Genomic DNA, 16,978 nt, shown 5'->3' on the forward strand with positions numbered 1-16,978 from the left:
GATTTCATGATGGATATAAAAAAACAGTTACTGATAGAAAACTCAAAAGCCAATTGGCAGTGCGTTTCAGTTTATGTAGGTTCCGACCCAAGACGATTTTCCGAATTAATGGATTGCTTTTTTAGCAAAGACGTTCGAATTGTGCAACGCTCTAGTCAGCCTGTTGGTGCTATTGGCGCTAAACACCCTCATTTACTCCTACCTTATCTTCAACCTTTACTCGATTATTTAAACCAAAACCCAATTGATGCAGTTCAACGAAATGTAATGCGCGCCCTGCAATACTTGGATATACCAGAAGAGTTTGAAGGACCTTACTTTGATCAAGCCTTGGTTTACTTAAAATCACCCCATTCAGCAATTGCCGTTAAAGCCTTTGCCATGACAGTTCTTGCTAATATCTGCGAAAAATATCCCGAATTAAGTCACGAAGTTATCGCACAACTTGAAATCCTCATTCGCGAAGAAGTTTCAAAAGGTGTAACTGCTCGCGGAAAAAAAGAGTTGAAAAAACTCCGAAAACTGGTAAAATTGAATTAAGCCGTTCTAATCATCCTAAGACTCGTATTAACCTTACGTTTTAAATTATTCCCAACTTCTTGTCGACCATTGTATCTCAATGACATTGACTCGGCATATGCTCCACAAGAACGAATCGTTAAAATATCGCCTCGCTTGAGTTCAGCCAATTCAATTTCATTCCCAAAACTATCACTCGACTCACAAATAGGCCCTACAACATCATATTTATGACGATCAGCATCAACATGCGCAACACCAAAACGCTCTATTTTATGTTTTGCTCCATACAAGGCAGGTCGCATAAGTTCTGTCATTCCTGCATCAACTACTGCAAAATTCTTTTGGTCAGATTTTTTAACATACAATACTCGAGTCCTCAAACTACCGCACTGTCCCACTATCGATCGACCAAGCTCAAAATGAACAGGTAAATCGAGTTGTCGCAATCCCCATCTAAACACATCAAAATAAGATTCAAAGTCAGGAATAAGTCCGTGATCAGGATTTTCATAATTAATGCCTAAACCACCACCAACATTCAGATAAGAAATTGGTCCAATCATTTTCACGAACTGAGGCACAATTTCAGTAATTCGTTCACACAATTCCTCAAACACCCGCATATTGGTAATCTGAGAACCGATATGAAAGTGCAAACCTATAATATTAACGCTATTTAAATCAGTCAATTTATTGACAAGCTCTTCGAACTCTATAACTGTAAGTCCAAATTTATTTTCGGACATACCGGTTGAAATTTTTGCATGAGTAAGTGCATTCACATTTGGATTTAAACGCAGTGCAATTTTAGGATAAAAACCTAACTCATGGGCCATTGCATTTATTACCTCAATTTCTTCAAGACTTTCACAATGAATAACTCCAATTTCGTGTTTAAGGGCGATTGCTATCTCCTCATCTGTCTTACCTACTCCAGCAAAAGCAATGGAATTTGGAGAAAAACCAGCATCGATAGCCGCTAAGATTTCCCATCCGCTAACACAATCTGCACCTAACCCCTTCTTTGCTATCTCTTGAAGAATCTTTTTATTATTATTTGCCTTTATTGCATAATGTACATGAAAATCATCATGCATTGTTTCTGCAGAAACGGCATCCAACGTTTGATTTAAAACGTCTAGATCATAAAAATAAAAAGGTGTGTTTTCCATCGTAATCAATTTTTTTTTTTCAAATTTAAGACAGAAAGTCGTGCAAAAGTTATTTTAATTATATTTGTATTGCATTTTTAACAAACTGTTTATATTTTAACATGGATAGACTTAGTAAAGTAATTGAGCGGTTAATCAACCAATCCCCTTTCATTCAGGAAGCCATTTCTGAAGGCCTCATTAATATCAGCTCCCTTGCCAGAAAACTGAATCCGGACATTCGAAAAATCACTGGAAAAGATGTGTCCGACAGTGCAATTATCATGGCAATAAAGCGTATGCCACCTGGTACGAATCAGAAAATCGAACATCGAATTAAAAATTTCATGGCCGATTTAGGAGACTTGATTGTTCGAAGTAACCTCGTTAAATGTACCTTCAACAACTATATCGGAATATCACAAGATCAAGCAAAATTCTTAAATCAAATTAAAGATATAAGCGATAATTTTTACACCGTTTCTCGAGGAGTTGCTGAAACCACAATAATAACCAATGAGCAATTTAAAAAGGATATTGTTGAAATATTCTCTCAAAACCAACTCATTTCGGAGTCTGAAAATTTATCCTCTATCACAATGAAACTTCCTCAGGTAAACACGGAAATTTCAGGGGTATATTATTACTTACTCAAAAAATTAGCTTGGGAAGGAATTAATTTGTCAGAGGTTATATCAACAACGAATGAGTTCACAATTGTTGTGGACACTAAATTAGTCAGCAAAGCTTTTACGGTATTGATGGACTTAAAATCAGAAACACTTCAAGGAACGGAAGTTTAACTCTTTTCTGCCCTACTTCTTTTCGTTTTTTTAACACGTGAAAAAAGATTGACTGCTGTATAATTACCTATATTTGACGGCTTAGATTATGACCGAAAAAGAAAATAAAGCCATTTCGATTGTCGTGCCCTTGTTCAACGAGGACGAATCATTGCCTGAGCTACATGCATGGATCCAAAAAGTTATGCTAGACAATGGATTTACCTATGAAATACTTTTCATTAACGATGGAAGTACAGATAACTCTTGGAAGGTAATAGAAACATTACAATCTAAAGACCAAAATGTCCGGGGCATAAAATTTCAGCGGAATTACGGAAAATCTGCCGCTTTGCATGTAGGTTTTCAAGCTTGTGTTGGTCAGGTCGTAATTACAATGGATGCTGATTTACAAGATAGTCCCGATGAGATTCCAGAATTGTACAGCATGATAACTGAGGGGCAATATGATTTAGTATCAGGATGGAAAAAGAAACGGCATGATCCTTTGAGCAAAACAATACCGACAAAAATATACAATGGCGTTAACCGTTGGATGTCAGGTATTAAATTGCACGACATGAATTGCGGATTAAAAGCATACCGTAGAGAAGTGGTCAAATCAATTGAAATTTTCGGAGAAATGCACCGTTACATTCCTGTTATAGCACGCGCTGCAGGCTTTGGCAAAATTGGGGAGAAAGTTGTTCAACATCAAGAAAGAAAATACGGTAAGTCAAAATTTGGACTCAACCGATTTATCAATGGTTTTCTTGATATGTTTACCATCACATTCATTACTCGATTTGGTAAAAAACCAATGCACTTTTTTGGCCTTTTAGGCACACTCATGTTTCTACTCGGATTTATTGTAACCACTTGGCTTATTATCGATAAATTATTTATTGACACAACAGGAAGGCTGATCGCTGAAAGACCAGAGTTTTACATTGCTTTGACGTCAATAATAGTTGGTACTCAATTATTTTTAGCCGGATTTATTGCGGAATTAATTGGTCGAAATTCTACAACAAGAAACAACTACTTGATTGAAAAAGAAATTTAATTTTTCATGTCAATCTCTACTTCTACAAAACATAAAAAAATAATAATCATTTCACCTGCCTTCCCCTATCGTGGAGGAATAGCAGCTACAACCGATCGACTTGCCAAAGAATATACAAGCAGAGGCGAAACGGTAGAAGTTTGGACATACAAAGTATTGTATCCCAAACTCATTTTTCCCGGAAAAAGTCAATTATTAGATCTAACCAAACATAAAGCTCCAACTAACTTAACAATACATCGAAAAATTGTTTCATTCAATCCTCTAAATTGGTTTAAAGTTGGAAAGGAACTAAAAAAAGAAAACCCTTCAAAAATAATTCTTCGCTATTGGCTCCCTTTTCTAGGTCCTTGTCTAGGCACTTTAGCACGAATTGCCAAAAAAAATAAAAACAAAGTTGCCATTGGATTGATTGATAATGTCAAACCCCACGAAAGTCGATTTGGCGATAAAATTTTATCCAATCTTTTTTACAAACAGCTCGACGGTTTTTTAGTGATGTCAAAAAAAGGTGTGAAAGAATTAGAACATGATTTTGGAATAACTAAACCCATAGCCTATACACCTCATCCTATTTTTGATATTTATGGATCGAAGTTGGATAAAGTAGAAGCTATTAAGCACCTTGGTCTATCTGAGGACTTTAAATATATTTTATCTTTTGGTCTAATTCGTAAATACAAGGGGGTTGACCTGTTAATTAAAGCCTTTAAACAATTCAACAAAACAAATCCCAATTACAAACTCCTAGTGGTAGGAGAATGCTACGAAAACTGGGACACCTATCAAGACCTAATAAAATCGCTTAATTTGGAACATGAAATTATTCGCTTCGATCAATTTGTTCCGGACGACGAGGTGAAATATTATTTCTCAGCAGCCGAATTCCTCGCGCTCACCTACCGATCAGCAACCCAAAGTGGTGTTACCCAAATTTCATATAGCATGGAACTTCCAATGCTTGTCACTAAAGTTGGTGATCTTGCGACAATGGTGCCACATGGAAAAGTTGGTCTAGTAAGTGGCGTATCAAATGAGGAAATTGAAATGTCGTTAAATGAAATGGCTAATCCACAACAACTCGAAAAATTCCGAGAAGGAATAAAAGAAGAAAAAAAGCGTTTTCAATGGTCAGTACTATGTGATAAACTTGATCAATTATAAGCGTAATTAGGCGATTTCTTTATCTTTATACGATTAATTTTTGGGAAATGATAGTTAAGAGTAAAGCTCCTTTTAGGCTTGGATTAGCAGGCGGTGGAACAGATGTCAGTCCGTATTCTGATAAATATGGAGGCGCTGTATTTAACGCTACTGTAAACTTATATGCCTATGCCACAATTATCCCAAAAAATGACGGCAAAATTACGCTAAATGCCAAAAACAATAAAATTGAGACTTTAAAAGCTGAAGAGCAGCTAGAAATAACGGGGCATCTCGATCTACAAAAAGGTATTTATAATCGAATAGTTAAAGACTATACGAAAAAACCACTATCATTTGAATTAATTACCGAAATGGATGTTCCCTCAGGATCAGGACTGGGAACCTCTTCAACACTTGTAGTATCAATACTTGGAGCTTTTTTAACTTGGCTAGACATACCGTTAACAACACATGAAATTGCTCGTTTAGCCTATCAAATTGAACGTGAGGATTTGCAGATGGCCGGAGGCAAACAGGATCAATATGCCGCTAGTTTTGGAGGCATAAATTTAATTGAATTCCAAGGTCAAAACGTAACTGTTAACCCCGTAAACATTCCACAAAACAGGATTAAATCACTCGAAAAGAGTATCCTTCTTTATTACACTAAAACAAGTCGTAAATCTGCAAAAATAATTGAAATACAAGCCGATAACGTCATCCGAAAATTAGAAAAACCTATTCAGGCGATGCACTTCTTAAAAAAACAAGCCTACCAATTAGAAGCAGCTCTAAAAGGAGGGGATCTACATGAAATAGGGGCCATCCTTGATAAAGGGTGGGAACACAAAAAACAAATGGCAATTGGTATTTCAAATCCCACAATCGACGAAATATACTCAACAGCTCTAATGGCTGGAGCTTATGGAGGCAAAATATCTGGAGCCGGTGGTGGTGGTTTTATGCTCTTTTATGTTGATGAAAATCATCGCGATTCAGTAATCAAAGCTTTGGCTAAATTTGACGGTAATTTTCGTGATTTTCACTTCGAAAAAAACGGATTAACAACGTGGATAGAAAATGCTTAAACAGTTAGAGATAGACGAAATTATTATTTTAGCAGGAGGTCTTGGGACTCGCCTTAGGTCTGAAATAGGTGCAATACCTAAACCACTTGCACCTGTATGTGAAAAGCCATTTATCGTTCATCTACTCGATTATCTAGCCCATCAACAACTAAAAACAGTCATACTTTCAGTAGGTTACAAATGGGAAATGATCAAGAACGTGATTGGAGACGCTTACAAAGGAATGAAAATCCTTTATTCGGTAGAAAAAGAACCTTTAGGAACGGGAGGTGCTATTAAATTAGCACTAAACCAAACCAAAAGAAAACATGTACTGGCGTGTAATGGAGACACTTTATTTACAATCAATCTAAACGATTTAAAGAAGATACACCTTGAAAACAACTCCCTATGTACACTTGCTTTAAAACCCATTAAAAATACAGATAGATACGGTAGCGTACAAATAAATGAAAAGCAAAAAATTATTGGTTTTACCGAAAAACAATTCCAAGATACAGCATTAATAAATGGCGGAATATATTGCCTTAACAAAAGCCATTTCAATAAAATAACTCCCCAAAAAGAATTCTCATTTGAAAAAGAATTTCTTGAAATTCATTGCAATGAAAATTTATACGGATCCGTTCAAAACACCTACTTCATAGATATTGGCATTCCTAAAGACTTTAAACAGTTAAACACCGACCTAAAAAATAAAACCATACATGAACTTAAATAAACTAAAAATCGACAGTACTTGGACACTATTTTTAGACCGTGACGGTGTAATCAACACGCGATTGATTAATGATTATGTTAAAGCATTAAATGAATTAAAAATCATCGCCGGTGTACCAGAAGCCATTTCGCAATTCACAAAATTATTTGGCAGAATAGTGGTGGTGACCAATCAACAAGGAATAGGCAAAGGAATAATGACAACAGAAGATCTAAGTATAATTCACGGTTTTATTGCTGATGTCGTCAAACAAGCAGGAGGGCATATTAATCAATTTTACTTTGCTCCTCAATTAAAATCCGAAAATAGCGAGTTTCGCAAACCTAATCCGGGAATGGGCTATGCAGCGAAAAACGACTATCCTGAAATTGATTTCGAAAAATCTTTGATGATAGGGGATACTGAAAGTGACATTGAGTTTGGCATAAATTTGGGAATGAAAACGATTATGTTAACAACTGAACGTAACGTTAAGACAAAAGCTGATTATATTTTTGAAAATTTGCATGAGGTTGCAAAAAATTTAAAATAACAAGATGAAGTACTTATTCTCGCTATTCATATTTATCGTTGGATTTACATCAGTTGGGTTAGGTCAAGTTAACCAAAAAGACAGTCAAGGACGTAAGCAAGGAGTTTGGAAAAAAGCGCATCCAAATAATGCTGTGTTTAAATATGAAGGCCAATTTAAGGATGACAAACCATATGGTAGGTTTACTTATTACTACGAATCTGGCAAAGTCAAAGCCATTATGGACTATACGAATAATGGTAAAACAAGCTATGCCCAAATGTACCATGAAACAGGGTATTTAATGGCTCGTGGCAAATATATCAACCAGCAAAAAGACAGTACTTGGGTACAATACGACGATCGTGGTGTTATTAGCTATCAAGAAGATTATAAAAACGGTAAACTCAATGGGCAACGTGTTATTTTCTATGAACCTCAAGCAGGACAATATCGTGTTATGGAATATTCTTACTGGGAAAATGGTATTCAACATGGAGAATACAAAAAATTTCACCCTAATACGAAAGTAAAAGAAGAAGGAAAATATGTAGATGGAAACAAACATGGCGAGGTAAAACATTATCATCCTAATGGAAAAATTGCCATGATACAACGTTATAAATATGCCGTTAAACACGGATACCATATTGTGTACAACGAAAGTGGGCAGCAAGTTGGATTTAAACTTTATTGGGAAGGAGTTGAATTAAAAGGCAAAGCACTAGAAGAAAAAATTGCAGAATTAAAAGCTGCTCGAGAAGGCAATTAATAAAATCAGGTTTAATTTTTGAAACCTTATTCTTCGAAAATGAGTATAATCCAAATAAATTAAGGAGATATTTATGCCATTTTTGATTGAAGGAGATAAAAGAAGCCCAAAAATTGAAGCCCATTTTGAACGTGGATTCATCGAAATTTCGGGAATTTCTTTGCCTGAGAATCCCTATAATTTTTATCTTCCCTTACAAAAAGAAATTGAAAATTACGTAGCTAAACCTCAAACTAAAACACTGCTTTCAATCAAATTAGAGTATTTTAATACAGGGTCCGCTTTAGCGCTCCGAAACACCATTCAAAAACTTCATGATAATCTGCCAAAGGAATCATTCACAATTAAATGGTACTACGAAAAAGACGACACAGATATGTTTGATTCTGGTGAGGAATTTTCAGCACTGTTTGAAGACTCCAATTTTGAAATCATCGAAGTAGACGAATTTTAAGCCATATTAATGTAAATCACCTTTTTAGTTTCAAAAAAAGGTTCATCAAACACTTTACTTAATTCCATTTCTTCCCAAAAACGTTTTACATTTTTAAATTCTTCCGATAAATCACCGCCTTTTAGATAAAAAATTCCATTTGGATAAGCATTTTTTTGTTTGGGATAAAATTTATTTTGAACCCAAGGTAAAAAACGGTCTATTTGAGTCACAGCACGGCTGACAACAAAATCATATTTCTCTTTAATTTGCTCTGCACGCGAATGACTTGCGCGAACATTCTGCAGCCCTAATGCCTCTGCTGCTCCTTGAACAACTTTAATTTTTTTTCCAATTGAATCCACTAAATGAAACTTTACTTTAGGAAATAAAATGGCCAATGGTATACCCGGAAATCCTCCCCCCGTTCCTACATCCAATATTGAAGTACCTGGTTTAAAAGAAACCATTTTTGCAATTCCAAGTGAATGTAAAACATGTCGCTCGTAAAATGAATCAAAATCTTTACGGCTAACGACGTTTATTTGTTCATTCCACTCTTTATACACAGCATAAAGCTGCTCAAACTGTTTTTTCTGCTCCTGTGTTAAAGCTGGGAAATAGTGAAAAATACGATCAACTGTCATCATATAGTATCGCGCGTATGTTTAATCATATCTGCCAAAAATGCTCTTGCTCTAAAAAGTTGGGCTTTTACTGTACCTAGAGGTAAACCCATATCTTGTGCAATCTCATCGTAAGACAATTCTTGGAAATACCGCTTTTCAATTAGGTCACGATATCGTGGTTTTAACTTCTTAACAATTTCTCTCATCACCCCCACCTTTTCTAGGTGCATTGTCTCTTGCTCAGGATTTTTCTCAGTACTCTTTACATCTATTCCAACTTTCTCTCCGTCATCGTTGGTGAAAGCTGTATCCATCGAAGTCACTTTAATCCGTTTTTTACGAATAAAGTCGATAGCATTGTTTGAAGCTATTTTAAACAACCAAGTGCTAAACGCATAACTAGGTGAATATTGATGCAAACGGTTAAATGCTTTGCCAAATGCTTCAATAGTCAAATCTTCAGCATCATCTTCCGAACGAACCATTTTTAACATCATAAAATAAATAGATTCGCGATACATTTCCATTAAATCGCCGTATGCAAGTTGATCGCCGTTCAGCGCTTTTTCTACTAAGGCTAAATCTCGTTTCCCTTTGTCTGATAAGTTATTATTTTCTACCATTTACTCCTTTCAGTTCGTTCAGATGAGTAATAAACAAATGGCATCATAAAAAAGTGTAACAATTCTAAAAACGGAAAAATTAAAATCAAATCTCCTGCTTTATATTTTTTAAGAAGAAATCCATTGACTATCCAATACAATAGAAATCTAACTCCAAATATCACTGTTACGATTGGCCACCACTTGTAATTAAACAGTAAAATAAAGAAAGAAACTAGCATCAAAAACATCGTTGCCGGAAATATTCCTAAAACCAACTTGTTAATAAGTCTATATTTTGGAGCAGTTGTATAGTGCCTTTGCTTCTGTTTATACCAGTCTTTCCAAGATTTTTGCGGCGCCGAACAAACGAACGAATTCGGATTCATTTCGATGGCTACATTTTTTCGTGTAGCAGCTTCTTGCATAAACAAATCGTCATCACCTGATTGTATATGATAATGGTTTTTAAAGCCATCTACTTTAAAAAACAACTCTTTTTTATAACTTATATTCCTTCCAACACCCATATACGGCATACCTAACCGTGCCATTCCAAAATACGTTGTAGCAATGGAATTTGTATCGAAGCGAATGAGCTTATTTAACAGTCCTTTCTTTTTTTCATAAGGACCATAACCAATAACGATTTCTTTACCTTCAGTATAATTACTCACCATCTCTCTTAACCATTGCGTAGATTGTGGAATACAATCAGCATCAGTCATTAATAAATGCTCATATTTAGCTCCTTTAATTCCAATTGTTAGCGGAACTTTTTTACCAAATTTTCGATGTTTGTTTCGTTCTAACTCAATCAGCTTTAAATTCGAATGCGTTTTTTGATAAGCCTTTATAATATGCCTTGAATCATCAAAACTCTGGTCATTTACGACGATTACCTCAAACTCCGGATATTCTTGCGCCAAGATTTTTGGCAAATTTTTAAAAAGGTTATCCTCTTCGTTTCGCGCGCAAATAATAATTGAAACTGGGAATTCAGGGGAAATCGATTTCTTTTTCCGATAAAACAACACATTTAAATGAACTAAAAACAAATAAATCAGCTGAATGGCGACTGCACCACTAAAAACGAGAAATAAAATCCCCATTAAATCGAATCGTATTGAAGGCAATAATTCCATAATTATACTTGACACAAAGGTGTCATAATTTAATATCATGTATATTTGTCACGACTAATTTTTATCAACAAAATGAACTTTATATTAGAGGCTGAGGACGAAAAGTCGCGTGCAAGAACTGGCACCATTGAAACGGATCACGGAAAAATTAAAACCCCTATATTTATGCCTGTGGGTACTGCTGGAACCGTTAAAGGAGTTCATCAACACGAATTAGATCAAGACATCAAAGCGCAAATCATTTTGGGCAACACCTATCACTTATACCTTCGACCAGGTCTTGAAGTCATTGAAAATGCTGGCGGATTACACCAGTTTAATGGTTGGAACAAGCCTATGTTAACAGACAGCGGCGGATACCAAGTTTATTCTCTATCAGGAACTCGAAAAATTCAAGAAGAAGGTGTTGAATTTCGCTCTCATATTGATGGATCAGCTCATTTTTTCACCCCTGAAAAGGCAATTGATATTCAAAGAATTATTGGAGCTGATATTATAATGGCGTTTGATGAGTGCACCCCTTACCCGTGCGAATATAACTATGCGAAAGACTCCATGCATATGACTCATCGTTGGTTAAAGCGATGTGTTGAACATATTAATAAAACTGAAGGACTTTATGGTCATTCGCAAGCATTGTTTCCTATTGTTCAAGGCAGCACCTACAAGGACCTTCGCATCAAAAGTGCGGAAACGATAGCTTCCTTCGACCTTCCTGGTAATGCAATAGGAGGCTTATCAGTAGGAGAACCGGCCGAAGAATTATATGCAATGACCGACCTTGTATGCAATGTTCTCCCAAAGGATAAACCACGATATTTAATGGGAGTTGGAACTCCAGCAAACATCCTTGAATGCATTGCATTAGGTGTAGACATGTTTGATTGTGTTATGCCTACGCGAAATGCTCGTCATGGTATGCTGTTTACCAGAAACGGAATTATGAACATGAAAAATGCAAAATGGAAAAACGACTTTTCAAAACTTGATGAATTTGGAACATCCTATGTTGATTCTGCATACTCCAAAAGCTATGTTCGGCATTTGTTTCATGCAAAGGAATACCTGGCACTTCAAATTGCAAGCATTCATAATTTAGCATTTTATTTATGGCTAGTTGACGAAGCACGCAATCAAATTGAAAAAGGTACGTTTAGTGCTTGGAAAGATGAAATGGTACCAAAGCTCAGCCAAAAACTATAAGTGTGATATTGACAAAGCTTGATCGATTTATAATGAAAAAGTTCTTAGGAACTTTCGTGTTCATGCTGATCCTGCTCATGTCTATTAGTATCGTGTTTGACTTATCTGAAAAACTCAATGACTTCATTGGAAATGGTGCGCCTTGGAACGAAATAATCTTCACCTATTACACCAACTTTTTCTTATACTACGGCGCCCAATTTAGCTATTTACTCAATTTCATATCCGTTATTTGGTTCACCTCTAAAATGGCTGGAAACACGGAAATTGTACCTATCTTAAGTGCTGGCGTTAGTTTTAAACGATTTTTGAGACCCTATTTTTACTCCTCTGCAATACTTGTGATAGTAACAATCCTTGTATACAACTTTGTTCTACCTGGCTCAAACCATGAACGAATCATCTTTGAAGAAACCTATTACAGGGACAAGAATAACCGCATTGATGTTCGAATGCAAATCTCAGAAAATGAAATTCTCTTTTTTCATCATTATGATGGAACAAAAAAAATCATTTCGGACTTTTCCTTTCAACGTTTAAATGGCACTCGTTTAGAATATGAACTACATGCGGACAAAGCTGTCGGAGACACAACAAACAACAATTGGTCTTTTCAAAATGTTGCTATTCGCGAATTCGGCGATAAAAATGATCAACTGACCTATACGAAGAAACTTGACACAACATTGAGTTTTAGTGTTTCAGATTTAGTTTTTCGATCAAATATTATTGAAGCTATGGACGCAAAAGAATTGGACGAATTCATCGAGAAGCAACGACTAAGTGGATCGGAAGATGTCCCTTTTTATCTCATAGAAAAACATAAAAGGTGGGCCTCCCCTTTTGCCATTTTCATTCTCACTTTAATTGGCGTTTCCGTTTCAAGCAAAAAAACACGCGGCGGTTTAGGAATCAACATCGCTATCGGACTAGGTGTATGTGTGGTTTATATTTTTGCCATGCAGATGACTACTGTTGCAGCTATAAACGTAGGATTCACCCCTTTCCTGGCAGTTTGGCTTCCAAACATCATTTTTAGTTTTGTTGCCTATTACCTTTATCTGAAAGCACCTAAATAAAAGCACTATGATAAACACGAATGTACCTATCACTAAACTAAATGAGATCTCAAAAAACACTTTACTCGAACATTTAGGCATTGAAATCACGAAAGTTGGGGAAGATTTCATTTCAGGCGTGATGCCTGTCGACAATAGGACTCATCAACCTGCAGGATTATTACATGGTGGTGCAAGTGCCGCTTTAATTGAAAGCCTCGGCTCCCTTGGCTCTTCACTTATTGTCGATTTAAAAAAGCAAAGTATTGTAGGAATAGAAATCAATACCAATCACATTCGCGGTGTTAAAGAAGGAACAGTCTATGGTACAGCGAAAATCGTTCATGCAGGACGAAGAACCCATGTATGGCAGGCAGAAATAAGAGATTATAACAATAAGTTAGTCGCTACAGGACGACTAACCGTAATGGTAATTGAAAAATAAAAACTTCACTCACATATCGATTCCCAAACGCCACTACCGCATTCTGTTTAGTTGGAGATGCCGTATGGACTGATGATTGGAAGGAAGTTCCTGAAAACGCCTTTATAATCCACCCATTTACCGGAAAAAAATTCATCTATGTTCACAATCTAAAAGAAGTTAAATCTGCGTCTGATTTAACATTTCATTTCTCGGAAGATCAAACGAATCCAACTCCACGAGATAGTTATAATGCCCAATTCACTCGTTTACACGAAAAACTAAAAAGCAGAGAATGTTCAAAAATTATCTTGTCGCGAATCAAAAGAGTTGAGCACTCGATTCAGCCAAATGAGTTATTTCAAAAATTGAACGAAACCTATACAAACACCTTTAATTATGTGATTTCAAATGCAGAAATTGGCACCTGGATTGGCGCTACCCCCGAACGGTTAATTCATGTAAATAGGGATAAAATTGAAACAATGTCTCTTGCAGGAACTAAAACAGAATTCGATAACTGGACAAAAAAAGAATATGACGAACAAGCCTTCGTTACCCATCAAATTCATAAGGAACTTGAAAAATATTGTCACAACATCCAATTAGATGGTCCCCAAACAATTACCGCTGGACCTGTACAACATTTACAAACGACAATCAAAGCGCAATTAATAAACCCACATGATTGGTCATCCTTAACCCAAGGACTACATCCTACACCTGCGGTTTGCGGGACACCGACTGACGCTGCTCGAGCATTCATTTTAAAAAATGAAAAACATGACCGTCAATTTTATACTGGTTTTATTGGCTTTGTTCAAAAAGACACTAAATCTCTCTTTGTTAATTTAAGGTGTTTGCAATTTTATGAAAAATATGCCAACCTATACGTTGGAGGAGGAATAATTATTGATTCAACTCAAGAATCTGAATGGATAGAAACAGAAAGAAAAGCAAACACACTTTCAGCCTTGCTTAAAAGCTAGATAAACTCAAAATCTACCCTTCTATTTAAACGCTTACCGTCAGCCGTTTTATTGGATGTTGCCGGGTCTCGTTCCCCCCTAAATTCTATTACAATTTTATCTGGATGCACACCAACACCTTTTAAAAAGGCTTCAATCCGAGCTGCACGTCTAGCAGACAAATCAACATTGTACTCATCAGTTCCGTTGGAGTCAGTGTGTCCAATAATCTTCACCCTTAAATCTGAATGAGAATTAATGATCTTAGCCATACGATTTAAATAATCTTCAAACTCAACCTTTAACACATCTTTGTCATGATCAAAATAAACCGGTACAAACTCAAAGTTTCTCATCTCCGCGTCACGGACATAATATGCGTTCCATCCTCTATTTAAATCACTAACCATATTATTAAACCAACTGTGATACATTGTTAAAGTGTCCGTGTGAGACATTTCATATTTAGAACGGTATAATATAATTTTTCCAGACTTTCGATTACAATCTGTCGACTGCCATTCGCCACTCAAATAACCCGTAGAATCGTTATATGATAATTTTCCTTCGTTCATACACCAAACATTGGCCCCTGTATTCTTTTGTTTACCAATCATAAACTCCTCAAATTCGAGCACATTTTTACTTTTGGAATCTCCTCTTATAGTTTTGTAGGCGAAATATTCTGTAAAAGGAGTTTCTGTTCTCGAACTACCAGTTAAGGACCCGGAACTTGGATCAATTTTAAAATCGAACCAAATGGCTTTACCTTTTTTGTAGGGTTGATTAAAGTCGGTTAAAATCCCTTGCCAGCTCCCTTCCAAAAAAGAATTTTGACAAAGTATATTGCCCCCCCAAAACAAGAACAAGAATAAAACCGAATTAATTTTTATCATATAACTACTACCAAACAAGTATTGTACCGATTATACGCAGCTTACAAAATAAGTTACATTACAATTTAAGGGCTTTACTCTAGGACTTTTTTTATCTTTATTCTATGAATTACCCTCATCACCCCATCGTACACAGCTTATTCGGAAATGTATTTGAAGCGGAGCTAATTGAAGACATCCTGAAAACCAGCGAATACTGCAATCACAAACGAAATGAAATACTTTTGGAAGTAGGTTCTCAAGTGGACTTCATTCCTTTAATGACTGCTGGAGCGATTAAAATAATGAGAGAAGATAATGAGGATAAGGAAATCTTTCTTTACTATGTAGAAGCCGGACAAACTTGCGCAGCCTCACTCACGTGTTGTTTGAATAATCATCGGAGTAATATTTTAGCAATTGTTGAAGAAGATGCCAGTTTTATGGCTATACCCGTTGGTGTAATGGATGAATGGATGGTGAAATATAAATCGTGGCGCCATTTCATATTAAACAATTATTCTAGTCGTTATGAGGAGCTTCTTTTTGTAGTTGATTTGTTAGCCTTTAAAAAGATGGACGATCGAATTTCAAATTATTTAAAAGACAAAGCGGCTGTGCATAACTCGGAAATTATCCAAAGTTCGCATCAAGAAATAGCTTATGATTTAAACACATCTAGAGAGGTTGTTTCGCGAATTCTAAAACAAATGGAAGTCGCAGGTAAGATAGAGCTTAAACGGGGTAAAATAATTTTAAAACCTTCTAAAACTAATTAGAGCGCCTCGTCCATTTCGAGAAATTAGTTGTGATACCAAAAACATTTGAAGCTCCAGCCACCGAATAAAAAGCAAGACCATAGTTAAAGTCGAACTTATTTGTTTTTAGACCAAAACCAAAAGAAAAACCGCTTGCTCCTTTACGGTCTATTATACCTAAACCGTGTCGACGTTGATAATTAAATCCAACCCGAAAATACAAATTGTCATTAGGAACAATTTCCACCCCAAAATTTGTGTGATACGCTAATTTTTGTGCAAAACTCGCGGAAGGCACTGGAATAGTATCTTGTGTAAGCTCATCAACTCTTGGCTCCCAGCTTGGATCATTATAGGTTAAATCCCAAGTTGTTAAATCTGTTCCAACAATACTAAACCGAAAAGGTGCATGATGAAATTTATAACTTACGCCGGCCAATACTTCTATCGGCAATGACTCATGATTTCCGGGAGTGTAGCCCACCACTTGATAACCGATATTTCTTGCCACCACAGTTGCAGTAATATTCGACTCTTCATCATAAAAACTTGTAGCCACATCAACCCCAAACCCAAAAGAAGTATAAGTTTCTAAATGGGAGAAAATTAAATTTAAGTTAGCCCCTAGTGAAAAATATTTGTTCAACGCTTTCCCATACCCAATTCCTAATGAATAATCGCCAGCTGTAAAACTACCCTGATCATTACCGAACTCATCCGTGCGTCGAAATTTACCGTAAGACACATAACGTAGATGCCCAACAAAACTACCAATTCCGTCATACGATTTACCATAAGCCAATTGACCATAGTTTATTCCAGAAGGATAAATAAAATGATTCAATGAAAGATTGTTGTTCATTTTATCTGATATGGCCGCTGGATTTGCAACGGCTAGATTGACATCTCCATCCTTTAAAGCGATAAAATCACCTCCTAAACCTAATGATCGTGCATTAAAATCTAAATCTAGAAACTGATAAGTAGACTGCCCTCCTGTTTGCGTTTGTCCAATCAAACTAGTGACAATAACTGTAATTAAAAGAATATATTTCATCCAAGTTTTTTAGCGTTGAGCACAATAACTGCTCAAAATCACACCTTCTTAACGCAATCAAATTTAA

At 36.0% G+C, this 16,978-nt stretch carries 19 protein-coding genes and 1 pseudogene; 14 read left to right on the top strand and 6 right to left on the bottom strand.

The features are described from left to right. Window positions 1-6: 6 nt before the first annotated feature. Window positions 7-540, top strand: a complete 534-nt coding sequence (locus A8143_RS11655; RefSeq protein WP_083261355.1) for a hypothetical protein — start codon at window positions 7-9, stop codon at window positions 538-540. Here the strand turns inward: A8143_RS11655 and lysA are convergent. Then, window positions 537-1,715 (bottom strand): annotated as a pseudogene (gene lysA, locus A8143_RS11660) (diaminopimelate decarboxylase); the annotation flags it as partial. The gene A8143_RS11655 and the pseudogene lysA overlap by 4 nt on opposite strands. 80 nt (window positions 1,716-1,795) lie before the next feature. Between lysA and A8143_RS11665 the strand changes: the two are divergent. The 8 genes from A8143_RS11665 to A8143_RS11700 all read left to right on the top strand — a co-directional run bounded on the left by A8143_RS11665 (window position 1,796) and on the right by A8143_RS11700 (window position 8,213). After that, window positions 1,796-2,476 carry a hypothetical protein gene (locus A8143_RS11665; protein ID WP_066758932.1) on the top strand — a complete coding sequence of 227 codons (681 nt, stop codon included), beginning with the start codon at window positions 1,796-1,798 and terminating at the stop codon, window positions 2,474-2,476. An 88-nt stretch (window positions 2,477-2,564) separates the two neighbouring features. Next, the gene (locus A8143_RS11670; protein WP_066758933.1) at window positions 2,565-3,521 is read left to right on the top strand and encodes a glycosyltransferase family 2 protein; all 957 of its coding nucleotides are present in this window, start codon (window positions 2,565-2,567) and stop codon (window positions 3,519-3,521) included. A gap of 6 nt (window positions 3,522-3,527) precedes the next feature. After that, window positions 3,528-4,685 (top strand): glycosyltransferase, encoded by a 1,158-nt coding sequence (locus A8143_RS11675; protein WP_066758934.1) that lies wholly within the window; start codon window positions 3,528-3,530, stop codon window positions 4,683-4,685. A gap of 47 nt (window positions 4,686-4,732) precedes the next feature. Further along, window positions 4,733-5,755: a GHMP family kinase ATP-binding protein gene (locus A8143_RS11680; protein ID WP_066758935.1), complete on the top strand. Its 1,023-nt coding sequence runs from the start codon at window positions 4,733-4,735 to the stop codon at window positions 5,753-5,755. Then, window positions 5,748-6,476 carry a nucleotidyltransferase family protein gene (locus tag A8143_RS11685; RefSeq protein WP_083261356.1) on the top strand — a complete coding sequence of 243 codons (729 nt, stop codon included), beginning with the start codon at window positions 5,748-5,750 and terminating at the stop codon, window positions 6,474-6,476. Before A8143_RS11680 ends, A8143_RS11685 begins: the two co-directional genes overlap by 8 nt. Further along, window positions 6,463-7,008 carry a D-glycero-alpha-D-manno-heptose-1,7-bisphosphate 7-phosphatase gene (locus A8143_RS11690; protein WP_066758937.1) on the top strand — a complete coding sequence of 182 codons (546 nt, stop codon included), beginning with the start codon at window positions 6,463-6,465 and terminating at the stop codon, window positions 7,006-7,008. The genes A8143_RS11685 and A8143_RS11690 overlap by 14 nt, the downstream gene beginning before the upstream one ends. A 4-nt stretch (window positions 7,009-7,012) precedes the next feature. Continuing rightward, window positions 7,013-7,759 carry a toxin-antitoxin system YwqK family antitoxin gene (locus tag A8143_RS11695; RefSeq protein ID WP_066758939.1) on the top strand — a complete coding sequence of 249 codons (747 nt, stop codon included), beginning with the start codon at window positions 7,013-7,015 and terminating at the stop codon, window positions 7,757-7,759. Between the two features lie 73 nt (window positions 7,760-7,832). After that, a complete protein-coding gene (locus A8143_RS11700; RefSeq protein WP_066758941.1) occupies window positions 7,833-8,213 on the top strand; it encodes a DUF1987 domain-containing protein in 381 nt (126 codons plus the stop codon). Here the strand turns inward: A8143_RS11700 and rsmG are convergent. The 3 genes from rsmG to A8143_RS11715 are packed head-to-tail and all read right to left on the bottom strand — an operon-like array spanning window position 8,210 to window position 10,607. Beyond that, on the bottom strand, window positions 8,210-8,839 hold the full coding sequence (gene rsmG, locus A8143_RS11705) for a 16S rRNA (guanine(527)-N(7))-methyltransferase RsmG (protein WP_066758943.1): 630 nt from the start codon (window positions 8,837-8,839) through the stop codon (window positions 8,210-8,212). The two genes, A8143_RS11700 and rsmG, sit on opposite strands and share 4 nt — an antisense overlap. Continuing rightward, the gene (locus A8143_RS11710) at window positions 8,839-9,444 is read right to left on the bottom strand and encodes an RNA polymerase sigma factor (RefSeq protein ID WP_066758945.1); all 606 of its coding nucleotides are present in this window, start codon (window positions 9,442-9,444) and stop codon (window positions 8,839-8,841) included. Before A8143_RS11710 ends, rsmG begins: the two co-directional genes overlap by 1 nt. Beyond that, a complete protein-coding gene (locus A8143_RS11715; RefSeq protein WP_083261357.1) occupies window positions 9,438-10,607 on the bottom strand; it encodes a glycosyltransferase in 1,170 nt (389 codons plus the stop codon). The genes A8143_RS11710 and A8143_RS11715 overlap by 7 nt, the downstream gene beginning before the upstream one ends. Window positions 10,608-10,640: 33 nt before the next feature. Here A8143_RS11715 and tgt point away from each other — a divergent pair, with 33 nt between their 5' ends. The 4 genes from tgt to A8143_RS11735 all read left to right on the top strand — a co-directional run bounded on the left by tgt (window position 10,641) and on the right by A8143_RS11735 (window position 14,242). Further along, window positions 10,641-11,771: a tRNA guanosine(34) transglycosylase Tgt gene (tgt, locus tag A8143_RS11720; RefSeq protein WP_066758946.1), complete on the top strand. Its 1,131-nt coding sequence runs from the start codon at window positions 10,641-10,643 to the stop codon at window positions 11,769-11,771. A gap of 32 nt (window positions 11,772-11,803) precedes the next feature. Further along, window positions 11,804-12,850 (top strand): LptF/LptG family permease, encoded by a 1,047-nt coding sequence (locus A8143_RS11725; RefSeq protein WP_066758948.1) that lies wholly within the window; start codon window positions 11,804-11,806, stop codon window positions 12,848-12,850. 7 nt (window positions 12,851-12,857) lie between these two features. Then, complete coding sequence (locus A8143_RS11730) at window positions 12,858-13,274, top strand: PaaI family thioesterase (RefSeq protein ID WP_066758950.1); 417 nt, start codon at window positions 12,858-12,860, stop codon at window positions 13,272-13,274. Between the two features lie 134 nt (window positions 13,275-13,408). Next, the gene (locus A8143_RS11735) at window positions 13,409-14,242 is read left to right on the top strand and encodes a chorismate-binding protein (protein ID WP_245676508.1); all 834 of its coding nucleotides are present in this window, start codon (window positions 13,409-13,411) and stop codon (window positions 14,240-14,242) included. Here the strand turns inward: A8143_RS11735 and A8143_RS11740 are convergent. Beyond that, on the bottom strand, window positions 14,239-15,045 hold the full coding sequence (locus A8143_RS11740) for an OmpA family protein (protein ID WP_175437535.1): 807 nt from the start codon (window positions 15,043-15,045) through the stop codon (window positions 14,239-14,241). The two genes, A8143_RS11735 and A8143_RS11740, sit on opposite strands and share 4 nt — an antisense overlap. 176 nt (window positions 15,046-15,221) lie before the next feature. Here A8143_RS11740 and A8143_RS11745 point away from each other — a divergent pair, with 176 nt between their 5' ends. Beyond that, entirely contained in the window at window positions 15,222-15,875 is a 654-nt protein-coding gene (locus A8143_RS11745; protein WP_066758955.1) for a Crp/Fnr family transcriptional regulator, read from the top strand. On the opposite strand, the gene porQ is transcribed toward A8143_RS11745, so the two are convergent. Beyond that, a complete protein-coding gene (gene porQ, locus A8143_RS11750) occupies window positions 15,868-16,911 on the bottom strand; it encodes a type IX secretion system protein PorQ (RefSeq protein ID WP_066758957.1) in 1,044 nt (347 codons plus the stop codon). The two genes, A8143_RS11745 and porQ, sit on opposite strands and share 8 nt — an antisense overlap. Window positions 16,912-16,978 lie beyond the last annotated feature (67 nt).

Origin of the sequence: Crocinitomix algicola (assembly GCF_001661595.2) — a bacterium.
In the GTDB taxonomy this organism is placed as follows: domain Bacteria; phylum Bacteroidota; class Bacteroidia; order Flavobacteriales_D; family Crocinitomicaceae; genus Crocinitomix; species Crocinitomix algicola.

What these genes read in the sequence shown, in the direction of transcription:
- A8143_RS11655 (WP_083261355.1), top strand. Translation starts at nt 7, where the DNA reads ATGATGGATATAAAAAAACAGTTACTGATAGAAAACTCAAAAGCCAAT.
- A8143_RS11665 (WP_066758932.1), top strand. Translation starts at nt 1,796, where the DNA reads ATGGATAGACTTAGTAAAGTAATTGAGCGGTTAATCAACCAATCCCCT.
- A8143_RS11670 (WP_066758933.1), top strand. Translation starts at nt 2,565, where the DNA reads ATGACCGAAAAAGAAAATAAAGCCATTTCGATTGTCGTGCCCTTGTTC.
- A8143_RS11675 (WP_066758934.1), top strand. Translation starts at nt 3,528, where the DNA reads ATGTCAATCTCTACTTCTACAAAACATAAAAAAATAATAATCATTTCA.
- A8143_RS11680 (WP_066758935.1), top strand. Translation starts at nt 4,733, where the DNA reads ATGATAGTTAAGAGTAAAGCTCCTTTTAGGCTTGGATTAGCAGGCGGT.
- A8143_RS11685 (WP_083261356.1), top strand. Translation starts at nt 5,748, where the DNA reads ATGCTTAAACAGTTAGAGATAGACGAAATTATTATTTTAGCAGGAGGT.
- A8143_RS11690 (WP_066758937.1), top strand. Translation starts at nt 6,463, where the DNA reads ATGAACTTAAATAAACTAAAAATCGACAGTACTTGGACACTATTTTTA.
- A8143_RS11695 (WP_066758939.1), top strand. Translation starts at nt 7,013, where the DNA reads ATGAAGTACTTATTCTCGCTATTCATATTTATCGTTGGATTTACATCA.
- A8143_RS11700 (WP_066758941.1), top strand. Translation starts at nt 7,833, where the DNA reads ATGCCATTTTTGATTGAAGGAGATAAAAGAAGCCCAAAAATTGAAGCC.
- rsmG (WP_066758943.1), bottom strand. Translation starts at nt 8,839, where the DNA reads ATGACAGTTGATCGTATTTTTCACTATTTCCCAGCTTTAACACAGGAG.
- A8143_RS11710 (WP_066758945.1), bottom strand. Translation starts at nt 9,444, where the DNA reads ATGGTAGAAAATAATAACTTATCAGACAAAGGGAAACGAGATTTAGCC.
- A8143_RS11715 (WP_083261357.1), bottom strand. Translation starts at nt 10,607, where the DNA reads ATGATATTAAATTATGACACCTTTGTGTCAAGTATAATTATGGAATTA.
- tgt (WP_066758946.1), top strand. Translation starts at nt 10,641, where the DNA reads ATGAACTTTATATTAGAGGCTGAGGACGAAAAGTCGCGTGCAAGAACT.
- A8143_RS11725 (WP_066758948.1), top strand. Translation starts at nt 11,804, where the DNA reads ATGAAAAAGTTCTTAGGAACTTTCGTGTTCATGCTGATCCTGCTCATG.
- A8143_RS11730 (WP_066758950.1), top strand. Translation starts at nt 12,858, where the DNA reads ATGATAAACACGAATGTACCTATCACTAAACTAAATGAGATCTCAAAA.
- A8143_RS11745 (WP_066758955.1), top strand. Translation starts at nt 15,222, where the DNA reads ATGAATTACCCTCATCACCCCATCGTACACAGCTTATTCGGAAATGTA.
- porQ (WP_066758957.1), bottom strand. Translation starts at nt 16,911, where the DNA reads ATGAAATATATTCTTTTAATTACAGTTATTGTCACTAGTTTGATTGGA.